General features: G+C 62.0%; 14 protein-coding genes. 2 read left to right on the top strand and 12 right to left on the bottom strand.

Annotation, left to right across the window (positions count from 1 at the left end):
- Positions 1–507 precede the first annotated feature (507 nt).
- The 9 genes from tfpZ to sucC form a co-directional block, all read right to left on the bottom strand.
- Positions 508–1287 (bottom strand): TfpX/TfpZ family type IV pilin accessory protein, encoded by a 780-nt coding sequence (gene tfpZ / locus AvAM_RS23550; RefSeq protein ID WP_137749330.1) that lies wholly within the window; start codon positions 1285–1287, stop codon positions 508–510.
- Between the two features lie 50 nt (positions 1288–1337).
- Complete coding sequence (locus AvAM_RS23545; RefSeq protein ID WP_137749329.1) at positions 1338–1859, bottom strand: pilin; 522 nt, start codon at positions 1857–1859, stop codon at positions 1338–1340.
- Positions 1860–2172: 313 nt separating this feature from the next.
- The gene (locus AvAM_RS23540) at positions 2173–2958 is read right to left on the bottom strand and encodes an MBL fold metallo-hydrolase (RefSeq protein WP_137749328.1); all 786 of its coding nucleotides are present in this window, start codon (positions 2956–2958) and stop codon (positions 2173–2175) included.
- Between the two features lie 37 nt (positions 2959–2995).
- Positions 2996–5260: a CHASE2 domain-containing protein gene (locus AvAM_RS23535; protein WP_137749327.1), complete on the bottom strand. Its 2265-nt coding sequence runs from the start codon at positions 5258–5260 to the stop codon at positions 2996–2998.
- Between the two features lie 82 nt (positions 5261–5342).
- On the bottom strand, positions 5343–5993 hold the full coding sequence (locus tag AvAM_RS23530; RefSeq protein WP_137749326.1) for an FHA domain-containing protein: 651 nt from the start codon (positions 5991–5993) through the stop codon (positions 5343–5345).
- A gap of 41 nt (positions 5994–6034) precedes the next feature.
- Positions 6035–6823, bottom strand: coding sequence for a Stp1/IreP family PP2C-type Ser/Thr phosphatase (locus tag AvAM_RS23525; protein ID WP_137749325.1), 789 nt, complete (start codon positions 6821–6823; stop codon positions 6035–6037).
- Positions 6824–6840: 17 nt separating this feature from the next.
- The gene (locus tag AvAM_RS23520) at positions 6841–9435 is read right to left on the bottom strand and encodes a CHASE2 domain-containing serine/threonine-protein kinase (RefSeq protein WP_249368370.1); all 2595 of its coding nucleotides are present in this window, start codon (positions 9433–9435) and stop codon (positions 6841–6843) included.
- A 471-nt stretch (positions 9436–9906) separates the two neighbouring features.
- Positions 9907–10803 carry a succinate--CoA ligase subunit alpha gene (gene sucD, locus AvAM_RS23515; RefSeq protein WP_137749323.1) on the bottom strand — a complete coding sequence of 299 codons (897 nt, stop codon included), beginning with the start codon at positions 10801–10803 and terminating at the stop codon, positions 9907–9909.
- Between the two features lie 15 nt (positions 10804–10818).
- Positions 10819–11979 carry an ADP-forming succinate--CoA ligase subunit beta gene (gene sucC / locus AvAM_RS23510; RefSeq protein WP_137749322.1) on the bottom strand — a complete coding sequence of 387 codons (1161 nt, stop codon included), beginning with the start codon at positions 11977–11979 and terminating at the stop codon, positions 10819–10821.
- Between the two features lie 180 nt (positions 11980–12159).
- Here sucC and argC point away from each other — a divergent pair, with 180 nt between their 5' ends.
- Positions 12160–13092 carry an N-acetyl-gamma-glutamyl-phosphate reductase gene (gene argC, locus AvAM_RS23505; protein ID WP_137749321.1) on the top strand — a complete coding sequence of 311 codons (933 nt, stop codon included), beginning with the start codon at positions 12160–12162 and terminating at the stop codon, positions 13090–13092.
- A 57-nt stretch (positions 13093–13149) separates the two neighbouring features.
- On the opposite strand, the gene recX is transcribed toward argC, so the two are convergent.
- On the bottom strand, positions 13150–13608 hold the full coding sequence (recX, locus tag AvAM_RS23500; RefSeq protein ID WP_137749320.1) for a recombination regulator RecX: 459 nt from the start codon (positions 13606–13608) through the stop codon (positions 13150–13152).
- Between the two features lie 154 nt (positions 13609–13762).
- Entirely contained in the window at positions 13763–14848 is a 1086-nt protein-coding gene (gene recA / locus AvAM_RS23495) for a recombinase RecA (RefSeq protein ID WP_137749319.1), read from the bottom strand.
- A 141-nt stretch (positions 14849–14989) separates the two neighbouring features.
- Between recA and AvAM_RS23490 the strand changes: the two genes are divergently transcribed.
- Positions 14990–15490, top strand: coding sequence for a MarR family winged helix-turn-helix transcriptional regulator (locus AvAM_RS23490; protein ID WP_137749318.1), 501 nt, complete (start codon positions 14990–14992; stop codon positions 15488–15490).
- On the opposite strand, the gene AvAM_RS23485 is transcribed toward AvAM_RS23490, so the two are convergent.
- A complete protein-coding gene (locus tag AvAM_RS23485) occupies positions 15463–16431 on the bottom strand; it encodes a LysR substrate-binding domain-containing protein (RefSeq protein ID WP_137749317.1) in 969 nt (322 codons plus the stop codon). The genes AvAM_RS23490 and AvAM_RS23485 overlap by 28 nt on opposite strands.
- Positions 16432–16530 lie beyond the last annotated feature (99 nt).

Below are 16530 nucleotides of genomic sequence, written 5' to 3'. Positions count from 1 at the left end.
ATCAACTTTTTCGTCAGCTCCCTACGGGGATCGGTGTAGATGGCGTTGTAGATCGACTCATGGTGCGCACGCTGGCTGGGGTCATCGGGATGCATATTCCGCAGTGTGTAGGCAATCTGCTGGGGCGACCAACGCTACAGCAAAAGATCACATGCCACAGCGCAACCTTGTGGGTGCAGCTTAGGCCGTGGTCGTGCGGCAACGCGACGGGCTTCACAGGCGGCCTCGGCGGGTTTGAAGGCACAACCCTGGGCAGCGCAGCCATTGCGTGCCAGCCCGCGGCAGACGGCGTTGGGACTGTGCCCGAGCAGGTGGGCGATGGATCGTTGGCTCAGACCCTACTGGACAAGTGACCCCAGGGTCAGTCGATCCCCTGGCTGCAAGTGCGTGTGTCGTGAAGTCATCTGTGCAATTTACCTGGGGTTCAGGTGTTGCACTTCAGAATTGAGACCACCGGGTGTTAGATGGAATGCTGCGAGCTAATTCTGAATGGCCGGAGCTTGTTGATTAAAAACCATCATAGGGTAGAAAGCCAAGAATGGCGGCATTTTTTTTACTAACTAGAACCACCCATGATGTGCTTTTTCTGGATTGCATCGGGAGCCAGTTGATTTCCTCTTTTGTTGCATCGATATTTTTTAATATTAACTCAATTGATTCTTTGCTTTCCGGATATTTTTTTATCAAAGCATCGATCGTGTGTGATTTTTTTAAAATCAAATCTCTTTGATTTTCATAAGACTCCCATCGATCTGGTCTAAAGACAGGTTCTAAGCCAGAAATTGAGAGTGATACCTGATCCAAGTAGTCCGGGTCATCTGGTTGTGCAACTCGAATTGCTATCGCTGCTGGCCCAGTCCAGCTTGGGTTTGAAATTGATGAGGGCTTTTGTGAGATTGAATTATTTTCCAGATCGGCAAAAGATATTACTCTAAATCTATCTAGCTCGTAAGCAAGATAAACTGGCCGAGCGAGTGCCATTGTGTAAATTCCATATGCGAGCGCTACAATTTGTAGTATCGCCACCAATGAAAAATCTAGCATCAATTCTCTGCGGGATTTCTTGGGGCTAAAGATGACCAATGTTAGTAGTGGGCCACAGGCTACATCGACACCTACAATTAATAGAAACAAACCACTACCCCCTAGCATGTCAAGATAGGGTTGCGGATACCATATGAGAAAGACAATGATCGCAGCTACAGACGCCACAAGACTGGAAATTGCCACGTGAAAAAAGAATGCACGTAATGCGGCGTTAATTCTGTCTTTGAGAATTATTTTCATAAATAAAAAAGGAGCGCCTGAGCGCTCCTTTTTGATCTCTGTCGAAGCTATTAACGGCACTCGCCAGGAGCCAAGCGGGCGGGTATCGTACCTGCAGTGCCAATCAAGGTGCCAACAGCGCCGGCGGCGCGGCAACGCCACTTAATAGGCTCGGCTGGTGGGGAGAATACACCCGTACCGACCGGGAGAACTACTGGAGCCGCTTGAGTTCCCGTGTACGGATTCAGTGTAAGCAAATTGGTTGCTGCAGGCTGCACACGAGCTGTGTAGTTGATCGAGATCACTCCAGTTGCAGGGGCAATGGTCAAGTTCAGGACGTTTGCAGTTGGCTGGAAGGCAACCACATTGAACCCCGTGTTGTACCCAGTCGCAACCGCAACATCTGCACCGCGTGCCGCAAACTCGGCAACATTCAGCTTTGCAGCTGCCGACAAGGCCAAGCCTTCCGTAACACGCGCACGGATTGTGTAGTCCTGGTAGGCTGGCAGGGCCACGGCTGCAAGAATACCGATGATCGCAACCACGATCATCAGCTCAATCAGGGTAAACCCCTTTTGGATATAGCGTTTCATGAAAAACTCCTTAGGAAAGTTGCAAATGCGCGTTTGCTATGCAATCCGCGTGCCTGCTTGGCCTAGCTGCCGCTGTTGTCCTCAGAAATGTCTTGCAGAGCCTGGGTGAGAGTAGAAACTGCTCTTCTGCGCGGGGCTCAATGGAACGAAGTCAAGCGCTTGACGAACAAACATCAGCAAAAAGACTTGCTCTTCAACATTGTTCACCAACCGGTGCAGAGGTTGGTGTTTGAGCGGACTGCGTTGCATCAGAAAAGCCCATTTTTCCCTTTGGTGGTTACATTTTTGTCAGCCAGTATTGTCAAGCCGACTCTCACACTTCCAGTGTTTGACCAGCGCTCAGCCACCGAATGTCGTGTGGGCCCAGGGAGCCAGTGAGGCGATCTAGCTGCCGAATCTCCTCCATGATGAGTTCGGTTTCCGAAGGCTTGGTGTGTGTGATGTAGATGGGATAGCGGTTCGCCGGGCGGATATGCGCCAGTTCCTGGGCCAGGGTGTCGGGTGACAGATGCAGGCTGCGGCGCGCAAGATCGCGTTCGCGGTTGCTGAAGGCGGTTTCTATGACGAGGTAGGCTACGGGCAGCGTGTTAACGCGGTCCCAGAAGGCCTGGTTGCGTTCGGTGTCGCCACTGAACACCCACCAGCCCGCGTCTCCGCGTACGGCGAAGCCTACGGCAGGGACGGTGTGGCGCGCAGGGAGAACTTCGATTTCGGTGCCGTCTATCGCCAGCAACTCGCCGGTCGCAAAGGCTTGGTACTGAAGGAATGGCGATGCTTGCGATGGGATCGTGCTGAAGTCTGGCCAAATCACATTGTTGAACACGTGCGTCTGGAGTGCTGCGATCGTGGCGGGCAAGGCATGGACCTGCAAGGGGCTGCGGCGCAAGGACGATACCGCGTCCAGCATCAGGGGCAGTGCGGCGATATGGTCGAGATGCGAGTGGGTGAGCAGGACATGGTCAATTCGGCCCATTTCCTCCAGCGTAAGGTCGCCCACGCCGGTGCCCGCATCGATAAGGATGCGGTCTCCAATCAAGAAGGACGTCGTGCGACAGTCCTTGGCGATGGCACCGGAGCAACCCAGCACGCGAACCTGCATGTGAAGCCTTCCCGCTGTTGTTTGGTTGCCTATCTATTTACTTGGTGTCGAAGTTGGTGGCGCTGTCCCACTCCGGGTTGAAGGGCAACAACCGGAGGCTCGCCACGCGTTCGGCGTACAGCGCGTGCAGCACGGCGTTGGGCTCGAACTCTCGCAACTGAGTCAACAATGCATCACATTGTGCCCATTCCTGCGCAACATAGGCTGCTAGAAATTGCGTCCACACTTCCAGCTCTTCCGCTTGGCGATGGGGCACCTGCCCCAGTTTGCCCAAGGGTTGGTAGATGGGAACAGCCTGGGCTTTGCCTTTGACGCGCACGCGGTCCATCTGCTGCCAGACAAACTGAGGGGCCAGTGACTGGGCACTTTCACTTACCACAATGGCAGTGCCGTAGTGTTTGGACAGGCCCTCCAGCCGCGATCCCAGGTTCACGGCATCGCCGATGACCGTGTAGGCGCGCCGGATGTCCGAGCCCATGTCGCCCACGCACATGACGCCCGTGTTGAGCCCGATGCCTACTCCGATTTCAGGCAGGCCACGCTGCCGGTGGTCGGCATTGATCTGCCCGATGGCCTGGGCCATTTCCATCGCTGCCGATACCGCCAGGTGGGCGTGGTCCGGAGTGGCAACGGGGGCACCCCAAAATGCCATCACGCAGTCGCCCATGTATTTGTCAATGGTTCCCCGGTGACTTCGGATGATGTGGGTGAGTTTGCTGAACACCTCGTTGAGCAACGCCTGCAGCTGCAGTGGCTCCATGCGCTCCGACATCGCCGTGAAGCCACGCATGTCACAGAACATCACGGTCAACTCGCGGTTGGTCGCTTGCATGCTGTAGTGCTCGGGCTGCTTCACCATCTCGGCCACCAGCTCGGGTGGCACATACGCGCTGAACAGGGTGGCCAGTTCACGCTTGGAGCGGCTCTCCACAAAGTAGCCATACGCCATGTTGAGTGCAAACGCCAGCAGCGCCATCACGACTGCCGTGGCGAGTGGTAAAGCGAGTCCGTGGGCAAGATACAGCCAAAGGTTGACGCTCACCAGCGCGGTCACCACGCCCCCGCTCAGCAGCACTGCTGCGGATGCCGATAGCAGGGGCAGTGCAATGGCCAGCAGCAGCCCGGCGCACAGCAGCTGCAAGGCATCAAAGCCAATGGCGTAGTCGGGCCGCACGATATTCTTGCCGTCCAGAAAGGCTGAAAGCACATTGGCATGCGCTTCCACTCCCGGATAGGTTCGGCCGACGGGGGTCACCCGCAGGTCCAGCAGCCCGGGCGCTGTGGAGCCCACCAGCACCAACCGGTCTTTGAGTTGGCCTGGTGGCAGTTTGCCTTCCAGGACATCCGAGGCAGAGACATACCGGAAGGAGCCACCCCGGGCGTCACCCGGACCTCGGTAAGGGATGAGGGTTGCCAGCTGATCATCCACCGGCAGCGCGAGGGAGCGGCCATCGGCGCGTAGCACGATGCTTTGCAAGGCGTCGTGCGTGCCGCTGGGGATCGGATTGGCGAAGCCCGGGTGAATGTCGGGTGAGCCAATCACGGCGCGGAACATGGCCAGGGCCAGTGATTCGTAGTACTGCCCCTGGTACTCGGCCAGCAGCGGGAGGGAGCGCACAACGCCGTCCTCGTCGGTGATCGAATTGAAGAACCCGGCAGCGGGTGCGGCGTTCGCAAGACTCTCGATGTTGCTGCTATAGCCCTTCCACGACGTGGCGATCAGTGGCAAGCCGCGCAAGCGGTCCAGCGGCAGCGCTGGAGGGGGCAACGCCCCCTTGGTGATGCCGTCCCGGTCGCTGCCCGAGAGGTAGTAGCCAAGGACCACAGGGCGGCCCTGCAGAGACTGCGCAAACAGTGCGTCGTAGTTCAGCGACGGGGCAAGACGTGCAAGTTGTTCCTGGAACCCGGGTTGCTCGCGCAATGCGCCTTGCGCCAGCTCGCGCAGTGTGGAGAGCCCCGAGCTTTCATCTGCTTCTGCAAACACGACATCGAAACCCAGCACCGACACCTGTTGCCGTTCGAACAGTTCGCGCGTCAGGGCAGCCAGCTTGTCGCGCCTCCATGGCCATTGGCCGACCTGGCCCAGGCTCTTTTCATCGATGTCGATGATGACGATGCGCTCGTCCAGCGTGCGGGGCATGGTGACCCGCAGGCGCGTGTCGTAGATGATGTTGTCCAGCCGTTCCAGCACCTGCAAGTGCAGCACATCGGCAATGTGCAGCAGCGCAAAGACCAGCGGGATCAGGGTGACAGCGATACGCCGCCAGCGGCGCAGGAACAGGTGCGATAGCTGCTGTCGCATGGTCCTGGCCGCATGGAGTGGAAAGGTGTGCGGTAACAGCACTGTTGTAGCAGCCGTGAAGGCTCCACACCAGCGCTAGCCCTCAGACCTGTTCGAATTGCATCTCGGTGCCCGCCAGTTCCAGCCGGTCGCCATGCTTGAGAGGCACGGGGGATGTTCCGATCGAGGCGCCATTAAGCAGAGGTGTTTCGGGGCCCTCCACGTGGGCCAGCACAAATCCCTGGTGGCGTTTGGTGATGGAGGCCACGGCAACGCCAGGTTTGCCGATGGTCGTCACCACCTTCTGCAGGGACACTTCGCGCCCGGCAGCTGCACCCGACATGACGCGGATCACTGCGGAGATGGGCATGGGGGCGGGCGCCGTGGGGGTCGGCCGCGCAGCCGCGCCCATGGGGGGAACCATGCCCGGCTTGAAGATCATGGTTTTCTCGAAGTTCTGGCCTTCGGCTTCCTGCAGGAAGCGGATCTTGTATTTGCCAACTTCAATGGTGTCGCCGTTGCGCAGCTCCTGGCGCTTAACGGCTTTGGCATTCACATAGGTGCCGTTGGTGCTGCCCAGGTCTTCGATCTCGACCTCATGTTCGGCCATGTGGATCACGGCATGCTCACCGCTCACGGCAAGGTTGTCGATCACGATGTCGTTGTACGGGCGTCGGCCGAGCGTGGTCCGCTCCTTGGTCAGTTGCACTTCCTTGATGACGACCCCGTCGATTGAAACGATCATTCTCGGCATGATCCACTCCTGATGTGATGAATTGTTGTGGTTTGGGCCATTCAAGCGGCCCCTAGCAATCGGGACATAAGGCCGCGCTTCTTGCCTCCCGCAGCGGCCTGCACCAGCAGCACGCTCACGTTATCACGGCCGCCGTTCGCGTTGGCTGTGTCGATGAGCAATGTGGCTTTTTCTTCCAGGGCGAGTGGCGCTCGCACCATTTCCGCGAGATCGGCATCGGTCACCATGTCAGTGAGCCCGTCCGAACACAAAAGAAAGAGGTCGTTGGCGGCCACCTGGAACTCGTTGACCTCCATCATGACGTTGGGCTCCACGCCCAGAGCGCGGGTCACCAGGTTGCGGTTGGAGGACTGTGCCGCCTGTTGGGCCGTGAGCAGGCCCGCATCGATCTGTTCCTGCAGCCACGAATGGTCCCGCGTAATTTGCTGCAACGTGCCATCCCGCAGCCTATAGCACCGCGAATCGCCGATGTGCCCAAGGATCAGGCGGCTGCCGTGGAACACGGCCACCACCAGGGTGGTGCCCATACCGGCGTATTGGGGGTTCGACAGCGATGCACCCAGGATGGCGTGATTGGCGTTTTCCACGCAGATTTCCAGTGCGCGGCGCACATCGGTGGACTGTGGGGTGGTGCCTGCCTGGGCCAGCCAGCGGGCCATCTCGGTACGGATGAAGGTAGTGGCCATGCCGCTGGCCACCTCGCCTGCGTTGTAGCCGCCCATCCCGTCGGCAAGTATGGCGACCTGCGCTTCGCGATCGACCGCCACCGCATCTTCGTTGTTGCTGCGCACCCGGCCCTTGTCGGTCCGTGCGAAAAATTCATAGGTCATGGATGTGTGGGCTAGCGTCATGGGGCGCCTGAAACGGGCGGGGCTGACGCTCCCCGCACAGCGGGGGGATCCATCACGGTTTCCTGAAAATCCGTCATCTCATGCCCTGTTGCATCGCGGTCCGCATCATAGACCACTGTTTCGGGCGTGGGCAGGCCATGGGCGCCAGCTGTTCCGGCGGCAGCCTGCCGCAGATCGGCGGCACACTGGCGGCCTGTCTGATAGCGTGCTTCAGGGCGCTTTTGCAGCGCCAGCGCCACTACCCTGGCAATGGCGGGGGAGAGGTCGGGGCGCAATTCGCGGATATCAGGCGCATCCACGCTGGCGATCTTGTGCATCAACTCCGTCATGGAGGCGCCGCGCAGAGGAAGGGTGCCCGTCAGTAGCTGGAACAGCGAGATGCCCAGCGAATACAGGTCCGACCGGCCATCCACCTTCTTCCCGGCGAGCTGTTCGGGAGACATGAAGCTGGGGGTGCCCAGCACCAGCCCTGTGCGGGTCTTGCTGGAGTCGGTGATGCGTGCAATGCCAAAGTCCGTCACCTTCACCGCATGGGTGGCGCTGTCGTACATGATGTTGGCGGGCTTGATGTCGCGGTGCACCACATGGTGGGCATGGGCATAGTCCAGCGCATCCGCCACGCAGGCGGCAATCGACAGCACCGTGGGCACGGGCAGCAGGTGCTCCTTTGCGCAGGCATAGGCCAGGTCCCGGCCTTTGAGGAATTCCATGGCGATGTAGGCCAGGTCATGCTCTTCGCCCGCATCGAAGATGGTCACGATGTGCGGGTGTTGCAGGCGCCCTGCCGTCTCGGCCTCGCGGAAGAACCGGGCCCGTGCATCAATCAGCGCATCGCCCTCGAACTCCTGGCCCAGGGCCAGTGTTTTGATGGCCACCACGCGCCCGATCTTGGGATCCCGGCCCAGGTAAACGATGCCCATGGCCCCTTTGCCGATTTCCCGGTCGATCTGGTAGCGCCCCAGCATGGGCATGCCCAGCGTGGCGTCACCAGGCAGCCGTGGGCTGGCGGCACCACCGCCACTAATGGGAGGCACGGACGCGGGCTGGCTGCTGGGGCCGCTGCGGTCGGCCTTGGCGCGTGCCCGTTTGTAGCGGCTGCGGGTGTCTTTGTACTGCTTGTTGTGCCGCAGGATGTGTTCATAGACGGCTTTGGCTTTGGCGAAGTTGCGCTTGCGCTCAAAGTCCTCGGCCAGGTGGTACAGGTTGTCCAGCAGAGCGTCGCTTGCAGGGACTTTGCGCAGCCGCTCGAACGCCATGTCCAGTTGGCCCTGCCCGTGCAGCGCCAGGCCCATCATCCGGTCCGCCTCTGCGGCCTCCGTCGAATGTGGGCGGCCCTGACCGTTTCTCAACCCGAGTAGCACGCCAGCAGCCACCCCAGCGGCGAGCCCCAAGGCGGGCAGTGTCAGCGCCACCCACAGGCCCGCATAGCGCAGCAACACCCACTCGACAGCTACGAAGGCCAGCACCAGCGCCGCGCCAATACCCAGTGCGATGGGGGGGCGGCAGCGGTGGGCGAGCAGCACCACGTACGCCAGCGCTGCTGCCGCAGCCAACCCGGAGGTCCAGGCGGCCCAGCCAGGCTCTTGCACGCCGAGACCCAGCCGGATGGAGGAAATGGTGTGGGCGAGCGCGTCAACAGGGTGCTGCGGGCCCAGTCGCTCCGGTGGAATAAGCTTCCCTGCAAGCACATCGGAAGTGCTCCCCACCAGCACGATCTTGTCTTTGAAGTTGCCAGCGGGTGTTTTGCCGTCAAGCACGCTGGCAAAGGAATGGGTTGGGAACGCCGGGGCGTCGCCCGCCGCTGTCTGTATCCGAGGGCGCATCACCGCAGTGGCATCCGTCGGTATGTACAGGCCACCCAGGCGCAGACCAGGAGGCACCTCCTGGGTGCTCAAATCGCTCATCCCCAGGTGGAGGCTGTGCTGGGCGGCGAGCAGGGCCAATGCAGGAATCCCGGCGTTGTCGTACCGCAAGAGCAGGGGCGCGCGCCGAATTTTGCCGTCGTCGTCGGCCTCCGAAAACAGGTGGCCCACGGCAGCGGCCGATGTTCCAAGTGCGCCCATCGGGTGCTGCGCTGCCTGGACGGGGCTGGCGTAGGCGCCTGGGTCGGGCAGCGCGCTGCGGCGCACATAGGACGGAAGCGCTGCAGGCGTGCCCGTGAGTGCATAACGCGAAGCCAGGAGCACATTGCCCGCGCGCTGCATGGCACCGGCCAGGCGTGTGTCCGTGTCGAGCGCCCGGTCGGCTTCTGCGGCAAGGCGGCCGAGTTCGGTGGCCAGCGGGCCGGTGTCCCCGGAGGCTGCCAGCACTTCCCTGATCTTGCGCACATGGCCCAGGCCCTGGTCGCTTTGTGACTCTGTGAAGTCGGTAGTGAGAACAATGGTCTTGGCCCCGCTGGCAGCCAGTTGATCGACCAGCCGGGCATGGGTGTCGCGGGACCAGGGCCAGGGGCCCAGTGCCGACAGGCTCGCGCCGTCGATGTTGACGACGGCGATTTCAGGCAGAGGGGCTGGGGCGGAGACGCGGGTCGCCGCGTCGTACAGCACAAGGTCCAGTCGTTGCGAGACACCGGCAACGGCGCACAAGGCCACGACCGCCAGTCCCGCCAATGCGCTCCAAAAGCCGTCGGTACGCCATATGTCAAGCCGTCGTGCCGAGGATTTTCTGCCCACTTGCTGTTGTTCCGCTCAGGTATTGAGTGGCGTTTCAAGCAATAACCGCGCCCAGGTCGTGAGAGGTAGATTCAGGCGAATTTCAGCAGCAAAGCAGGCGATGGCCCTTCGTCCCGTGCCGTTCTTGTCGGGGGCGGGCCTCCATCCTGGATGGGGGAAGTGCCATTTTTGTCACACGGTGCGAGACGGGTATGCCGCCTGGTGATTCGTGCGGGGGCCTTTGATGGGGCACAAGGCCGGCGATCACTGGCTCCGGGAGAAGCCCCCGAGCTGGCGAAGAGAATAAAAAAGCGCCCGGAACCTGGGTTCCGGGCGCTTGGGGCACTGCAAATTCGCCCATCTGGCAGGGCCACGCGGTGCGCATGGCCGTTGCTGCAGGCGAAACGCGGTTTACTTGAGCTGGGCTTTGAGCAGCTTGCCCAGTTCCGAAGGGTTGCGGGTGATGATGAAACCCGACTCTTCCATGATGGCCAGCTTGGCATCGGCCGTGTCGGCACCGCCAGAGATCAGCGCGCCGGCGTGGCCCATGCGCTTGCCGGGAGGCGCCGTGACGCCAGCGATGAAGCCCACGATAGGCTTCTTCATGTTGGCCTTGCACCATTGGGCGGCTTCGGCTTCGTCAGGACCGCCGATTTCGCCGATCATGATCACGGCATCGGTGTCTGGATCGTCGTTGAATGCCTTCATCACGTCGATGTGCTTCAAGCCATTGATGGGGTCGCCACCAATGCCTACGGCGCTCGACTGGCCCAGGCCCACTTCGGTCAGCATGGCCACGGCTTCGTACGTCAGCGTGCCCGAACGGCTCACCACGCCGATACGGCCCTTGCGGTGGATGTGACCGGGCATGATGCCGATCTTGATTTCTTCAGGCGTGATCAGGCCGGGGCAGTTGGGGCCCAGCAGAAGGGTCTTCTTGCCGCCGGCGGCTTCCTTAGCCTTCATCTTGTTGCGCACTTCCAGCATGTCGCGCACTGGGATGCCTTCGGTGATGCAGATGGCCAGGTCCAGGTCGGCTTCCACAGCTTCCCAGATCGCGGCAGCAGCGCCTGCTGGAGGCACGTAGATCACCGACACGGTGGCGCCGGTCTGGTGAGCGGCTTCCTTGACGGAGGCGTAGATCGGGATGTTGAAGATGGACTCGCCAGCCTTCTTGGGGTTCACGCCCGCCACGAAGGCGTTCTTGCCGTTCGCGTATTCCTGGCACTTCTCGGTGTGGAACTGGCCCGTCTTGCCCGTGATGCCCTGGGTGATGACCTTGGTGTCTTTGTTGATGTAGATCGACATGTGTGTTCTCCGGGCTTACTTGACGGCAGCAACGATCTTGGTCGCAGCTTCGGCCATGGTGTCTGCGGCGATGATGGGCAGGCCGGACTCGGCCAGCATCTTCTTGCCCAGCTCTTCGTTCGTGCCCTTCATGCGCACGACCAGCGGCACGTTCAGGTTCACGGCCTTGCAAGCGGTGATCACGCCAGTGGCGATGGTGTCGCACTTCATGATGCCGCCGAAGATGTTGACCAGAATGCCTTCGACCTTGGGGTTCTTCAGCATGATCTTGAAGGCTTCGGTGACCTTCTCGGGGGTGGCACCGCCGCCCACGTCCAGGAAGTTGGCAGGCTCGCCGCCGAACAGCTTGATCGTGTCCATGGTGGCCATGGCCAGGCCAGCGCCGTTCACCAGGCAGCCAATGTTGCCATCCAGGCTGATGTAGGCCAGGTCGAACTTGGAGGCTTCGACTTCGGCAGGGTCTTCTTCGTCCAGATCGCGGAAGGCCACGATTTCGGGGTGGCGGAATAGCGCGTTGGCGTCAAAGTTGAACTTCGCGTCCAGGGCCATCAGGTTGCCCTTGGAGTCGCAGTTCAGCGGGTTGATTTCCACCAGCGACGCGTCGGTTTCCATGTAGCACTTGTAGATCTTCGCGAAGATGTCCACGGCTTGGTCAACGGAAGCACCAGTCAGGCCAATGGCGGCGGCCACTTTGCGGCTTTGCGCTTCGGTGATGCCAGCGATGGGGTCGATCATCTCGGTGATGATCTTCTCGGGCGTGGAGTGGGCCACTTCCTCGATGTCCATGCCGCCTTCGCTCGAAGCGATCAGGGCCACCTTCTGCGTGGCGCGGTCGGTGACCAGCGACACATACAGTTCGTTCTTGATGTCGGCGCCGTCTTCGATGTACAGGCGGCGGACCTTCTGGCCTTCAGGGCCGGTCTGGTGCGTGACCAGTTGCATGCCCAGGATGTCGCTGGCGCGTGCTTTCACGTCGTCAATGGTCTTGGCAACCTTCACGCCGCCACCCTTGCCACGGCCACCGGCGTGGATCTGGGCCTTCACGACCCACACGGGGCCGCCGAGCTTCTGGGCTGCTTCCACGGCTTCTTGTACCGTGAATGCGGGAATGCCACGCGGAACGGGCACACCAAAATTGCGCAAGATTTCCTTGCCTTGGTATTCGTGAATCTTCATGAGGTCTCTCTCAGGGAAGGGTGGTATTTACCCGTTTGCCATGATCAGATGTCTGGCCGCGGGCTTGGGACATGGCAACCAGCGACTGTATCATGTTGCAACGCACCATCCCATGTGCCTAGTACGTACATCCCCTTACCATCGGGCCGCAGCCCGTTGTTGCACACGAAGGAACACCCCATGTCCAAAGTCTTTATCGATGGCGAAGCCGGCACCACGGGCCTGCAGATTCGTGAACGTTTGCAGGCCATGCCGCAGATCGAATTGGTCAGCATTGCGCCCGAGTTGCGCAAGGACCCGGCTGCCAAGCGCGACCTGATCGCGGGCGTGGATCTGGTGGTGCTGTGCCTGCACGACGATGCTGCGCGCGACACCGTGGCGATGGTGGATGAGATCGAGCGCAGCGCGGGCCGCAAGGTCAAGGTGATTGACGCCAGCACGGCCCACCGCACGGCCGACGGCTGGGTGTATGGGTTTCCAGAGCTGGCGGCATCACAGACACAGGCGGTGCGCGATGCCACCCGCGTCTCCAACCCCGGCTGCTATGCCACGGGCGCCATTGCCACCCTGCGCCCGCTGGTCGATGCGGGCCTGATCCCTGCCGACTACCCCTTGAGCCTGCCCTCGGTGTCGGGCTACTCCGGCGGTGGCCGCACGATGATCGAAGCCTACGAGGCAGGTACCGCAGCGCCTTACGAGGCGTATGCGCTGGGCCTGGCGCACAAGCACATCCCCGAGATCCTGCGCTACACCGGCCTCACACGCCGCCCGGTGTTCATCCCTGCCGTGGGCAACTTCCGCCAGGGCATGCTGGTGCAGTTGCCGCTGCACCTGGACCTGCTGCCCGGCGCCCCCAAGGCCAGCGATCTGCACGACGCTCTGGCCAGCCACTACGGCCGCACCAACACGCCCGAACAGTGGGTGAGCGTGCTGCCACCCACCGATGATTTGAAGCTGGCCGCCGACACACTGACCGACACCAACAAGCTGGAACTGCGCGTGTTTGCCAACGAACAATACCGGCAGGCCGTGGTCATTGCGCGCCTGGACAACCTGGGCAAGGGCGCCAGTGGTGCTGCGGTGCAGAACCTGCAGCTGATGCTGGGCGTCTAACCACCCCGGCGCATCAACCAGCACGTGGGGGCCATGCCCCGCTGGTGGGTGATCTGCTCAGATTTCGTCAGACCCGTCGGCGCCTTGCACCACGCGCCGCACCACATCACCAGAAAATCCCCGCGCCAGTAAAAAGCGCATGTGTTTGGCGCGGGATTGCGGGTCTGTAGTGGGTTCGCCAAACTTGCGGCGCCACACCTCGCGGGCACGCTCCAGTTCGCTGCCCTGCAACTGGGCCACGGCGTCCTGCACCACCTCGGCCCCCAGCCCTTTGGACTGCAATTCTTGCCGTATGCGCGCTGCCCCCAGTCGGCCCGCGCGGCGATGCAGCACCGACTCCACCACCCGCGCCTCGCTGATGAAATCGCGTGCCTGCAGGTCGTCGAGCAAGGCGCCGAGGTCATCGCCCTCTTGCACATGCGGGGCCAGCTTGCGCAGCAGCTCAGCGCGCGAGTGTTCGCGCTGGCTCAGCAGTCGCAGTGCGCGTCCTTTGAGTGACAGCGTGGTGAAGCCCATGGTGGGTGTGATTTATCAAATTTCATAGCAAAAAAGGCTGTGCTATCGCGCGCAAACGGCCAATTTTGTTCAAATTTTGGAGGCCTGCTTACCTGTCTGGCCACGGCAAAGCCCTCGCGGGCCTTGCTGCGGTGGCGCGGCAGTTGTGCTGGGCTTAGGCCTCGTCTGCGGCGTCGGCTGCGCCGGCTTGCGCCAATGCGGCGGGCAGCAGCGCGATGCCCAAACCTTCGCGGACCTTGTTTTCGATTTCACGGGCCAGGTCCGGGTTCTCACGCAAAAACTCGCGGGCGTTGTCTCGGCCCTGGCCGATCTTCTCGCCGTTGTAGGCGTACCAGGCGCCGCTCTTTTCCACGATCTTGGCCGTCACGCCCATGTCGATGATCTCGCCTTCGCGGCTGATGCCCTCGCCGAACAGGATGTCGAACTCGGCCGTCTTGAAGGGCGGGCTCACCTTGTTCTTGACCACCTTGACCTTGGTCTCGTTGCCGATGGCTTCGTCGCCCTTCTTGATGGTGCCGGTGCGGCGGATATCGAGGCGCACCGAGGCGTAGAACTTGAGCGCATTGCCGCCGGTGGTGGTTTCGGGGCTGCCGAACATCACGCCGATCTTCATGCGGATCTGGTTGATGAAGATGACCATGCAGTTGGTCTTCTTGATCGTGGCCGTGAGCTTGCGCAGCGCCTGGCTCATCAGGCGGGCCTGCAGACCGGGCAGGGCATCGCCCATCTCGCCTTCGATTTCGGCCTTGGGGGTGAGGGCTGCCACCGAGTCCACGATGATCAGGTCCACGGCGCCCGAGCGCACCAGGCTGTCCACGATTTCGAGCGCTTGCTCACCCGTGTCGGGCTGGCTGATCAGCAGGTCGGACAGCTGCACGCCCAGCTTCTGGGCATATTGCACGTCGAGGGCGTGCTCGGCATCGACAAACGCGCAGGTGCCGCCCTGCTTTTGCATCTCGGCCACCACCTGCAGCGTGAGCGTGGTCTTGCCCGAGGATTCCGGTCCGTAGATCTCGACCACGCGGCCGCGCGGCAGGCCGCCCACGCCCAGTGCAATGTCCAGGCCCAGGGAGCCGGTGGAGACCACCTGGATGTCCTCGATCACCTCGCCTTCGCCCAGGCGCATGATGGTGCCCTTGCCAAATTGCTTCTCGATCTGGGCGAGCGCGGCGGCCAGGGCCTTGGCCTTTTCGGTGTTCACGGGCAATGCGGGGTTGGTGCCTTTGACTGCGACGTCCATGAGAAAACTCCTTGAGAAACAACGGGTTGGGTGTTTGCATCGTTCTGCAATTAATTACAGGCTGGATGCTTGAACAGTAGTTTATGCGAGCTGTTGGAATGCATTCAAGCGTAATTTGGTCAGTTTGCCTGACAATTCGCCATGCCTGAAATTTCCCCCACGGCGCCCGCCCAGGACGGCTGGCGCCAAACCCATCTGGGCCGCCTGCTGGGCCATGCGATGCGTCGCTTCGATGCGCGGGTGCTGCAGCTCATGGCGCACAACGTGGAGGTGCCGCTGGCCCTGTCCAACTTGGCGGCGCGCGACCAGGTCAGTGCTGCCCATGTGCACATCACGCGCCATCTGGCCTTGCAGGGCGACCGGCTGACCGACCTGGCCCAACGCGCAGGCATGACCAAGCAGGCCATGGCCAACCTGGTGGACCAGTGCGAGGCCTGGGGCCTGGTCACGCGCGAGGCCGATCCGCTGGACGCCCGCGCGCGCCGTGTGTGTTTCACGCCCGTGGGGCTGGCCTGGCTGCAGGCCTTTCAGGACGCAGTGGCCCATGCCGAGGCCGAGTTCCGCGAAGAGGTGGGGCGTGACGTGGCCACGGTGGTGGCGATCGGGCTGGAGGCCTACGCGGGCGGGGCCGCCGCAGGCTGAGGGGGGCTGGCGCCCTCGCCCGCCGCCACTGGCTGCGCGCAGGCCAGCAGCCACTGCCGAAAACACTGCAGCGCGTGCAACTGCGTGCGCCCCTCGGGATAGCACAGCCAGTAGCCCACGTCGCTGGGGTAGCCGCCGCGCAGCGGCACATCGGCCAGCGGCTCGCGCACCAGCCCGGCGGTGATCTCGTCCTGTACCAGGCAGCGCGGCACCAGCGCCAGCCCCATGCCCGCCATCACGGCGCGGATCATGGTCTGGAACTGGTCGAATTGCGGGCCGCCCAGTGGGTCCAGGTGGCCCGCCACGCCATGGGTCTCGCTCCAGCGCAGCCAGGCCTCGGGCACGGTCACGTGGCGCAGCAGGGTGTGGCCTGCCACTTCGCGCGGGGTGCGGATGGGCCAGTCGGCCACCTTGGTGCGCGGCGCAATCAGGGCCACGTCATTGCCCGTGATGTAGTGCGCGTGGGCGCCCGGCCAGTGGCCGTCACCGAACAGGATGGCGCAGTCCAGCTCGGGCCGGTCGAAGTTGTAGCTGTGCACATACGGCACGAAATGCAGCGTGACCTGCGGGTGCTGCTGCTGGAACTGCGGCAGGCGCGGAATGAGCCACTTGGCGGCAAATGTGGGCAGGCTGGACAGGTGCAGCGCGCCCCCGCCGTCGTCGCTGGTGATCAGCTCCAGCGTGGCGGCCTCCAGCTGCGCCAGCACCGCGCGCACGGCCTTCTCGTAGCGCTCGCCCGCCGGGGTCAGCGCCAGGCGTTTGCGGCTGCGCTCGAACAGCGGCACGCCCACCCAGCCCTCCAGCTCCTTGACCTGTTTGCTCACCGCGCTTTGCGTAAGGTGCAGCGACTCGGCCGCGCGCGACACGCCGCCAAACCGAGTGACGGTCGAGAACGCCCGCAGCAGGTGCAAGGGCGGCGAGAGGCGGCGCAGGGATGACATCGTAAGTAATCAAATCATTCCAAATGGGAATGTTATCAGGCACATCCATTGCTTGGTAGAGCCCATCGATTCCATTAACCTCAACCCCATTCATAGGAG

Source organism: Acidovorax sp. NB1 (genome assembly GCF_005405905.1).
Lineage (GTDB): Bacteria > Pseudomonadota > Gammaproteobacteria > Burkholderiales > Burkholderiaceae_C > Acidovorax.
Note: the sequence above shows the minus strand (reverse complement) of the source record. Positions and strands in the feature narration are given on the sequence as shown.

What these genes read in the sequence shown, in the direction of transcription:
- tfpZ (WP_137749330.1), bottom strand. Translation starts at nt 1,287, where the DNA reads ATGAAAATAATTCTCAAAGACAGAATTAACGCCGCATTACGTGCATTC.
- AvAM_RS23545 (WP_137749329.1), bottom strand. Translation starts at nt 1,859, where the DNA reads ATGAAACGCTATATCCAAAAGGGGTTTACCCTGATTGAGCTGATGATC.
- AvAM_RS23540 (WP_137749328.1), bottom strand. Translation starts at nt 2,958, where the DNA reads ATGCAGGTTCGCGTGCTGGGTTGCTCCGGTGCCATCGCCAAGGACTGT.
- AvAM_RS23535 (WP_137749327.1), bottom strand. Translation starts at nt 5,260, where the DNA reads ATGCGACAGCAGCTATCGCACCTGTTCCTGCGCCGCTGGCGGCGTATC.
- AvAM_RS23530 (WP_137749326.1), bottom strand. Translation starts at nt 5,993, where the DNA reads ATGCCGAGAATGATCGTTTCAATCGACGGGGTCGTCATCAAGGAAGTG.
- AvAM_RS23525 (WP_137749325.1), bottom strand. Translation starts at nt 6,823, where the DNA reads ATGACCTATGAATTTTTCGCACGGACCGACAAGGGCCGGGTGCGCAGC.
- sucD (WP_137749323.1), bottom strand. Translation starts at nt 10,803, where the DNA reads ATGTCGATCTACATCAACAAAGACACCAAGGTCATCACCCAGGGCATC.
- sucC (WP_137749322.1), bottom strand. Translation starts at nt 11,979, where the DNA reads ATGAAGATTCACGAATACCAAGGCAAGGAAATCTTGCGCAATTTTGGT.
- argC (WP_137749321.1), top strand. Translation starts at nt 12,160, where the DNA reads ATGTCCAAAGTCTTTATCGATGGCGAAGCCGGCACCACGGGCCTGCAG.
- recX (WP_137749320.1), bottom strand. Translation starts at nt 13,608, where the DNA reads ATGGGCTTCACCACGCTGTCACTCAAAGGACGCGCACTGCGACTGCTG.
- recA (WP_137749319.1), bottom strand. Translation starts at nt 14,848, where the DNA reads ATGGACGTCGCAGTCAAAGGCACCAACCCCGCATTGCCCGTGAACACC.
- AvAM_RS23490 (WP_137749318.1), top strand. Translation starts at nt 14,990, where the DNA reads ATGCCTGAAATTTCCCCCACGGCGCCCGCCCAGGACGGCTGGCGCCAA.
- AvAM_RS23485 (WP_137749317.1), bottom strand. Translation starts at nt 16,431, where the DNA reads ATGTCATCCCTGCGCCGCCTCTCGCCGCCCTTGCACCTGCTGCGGGCG.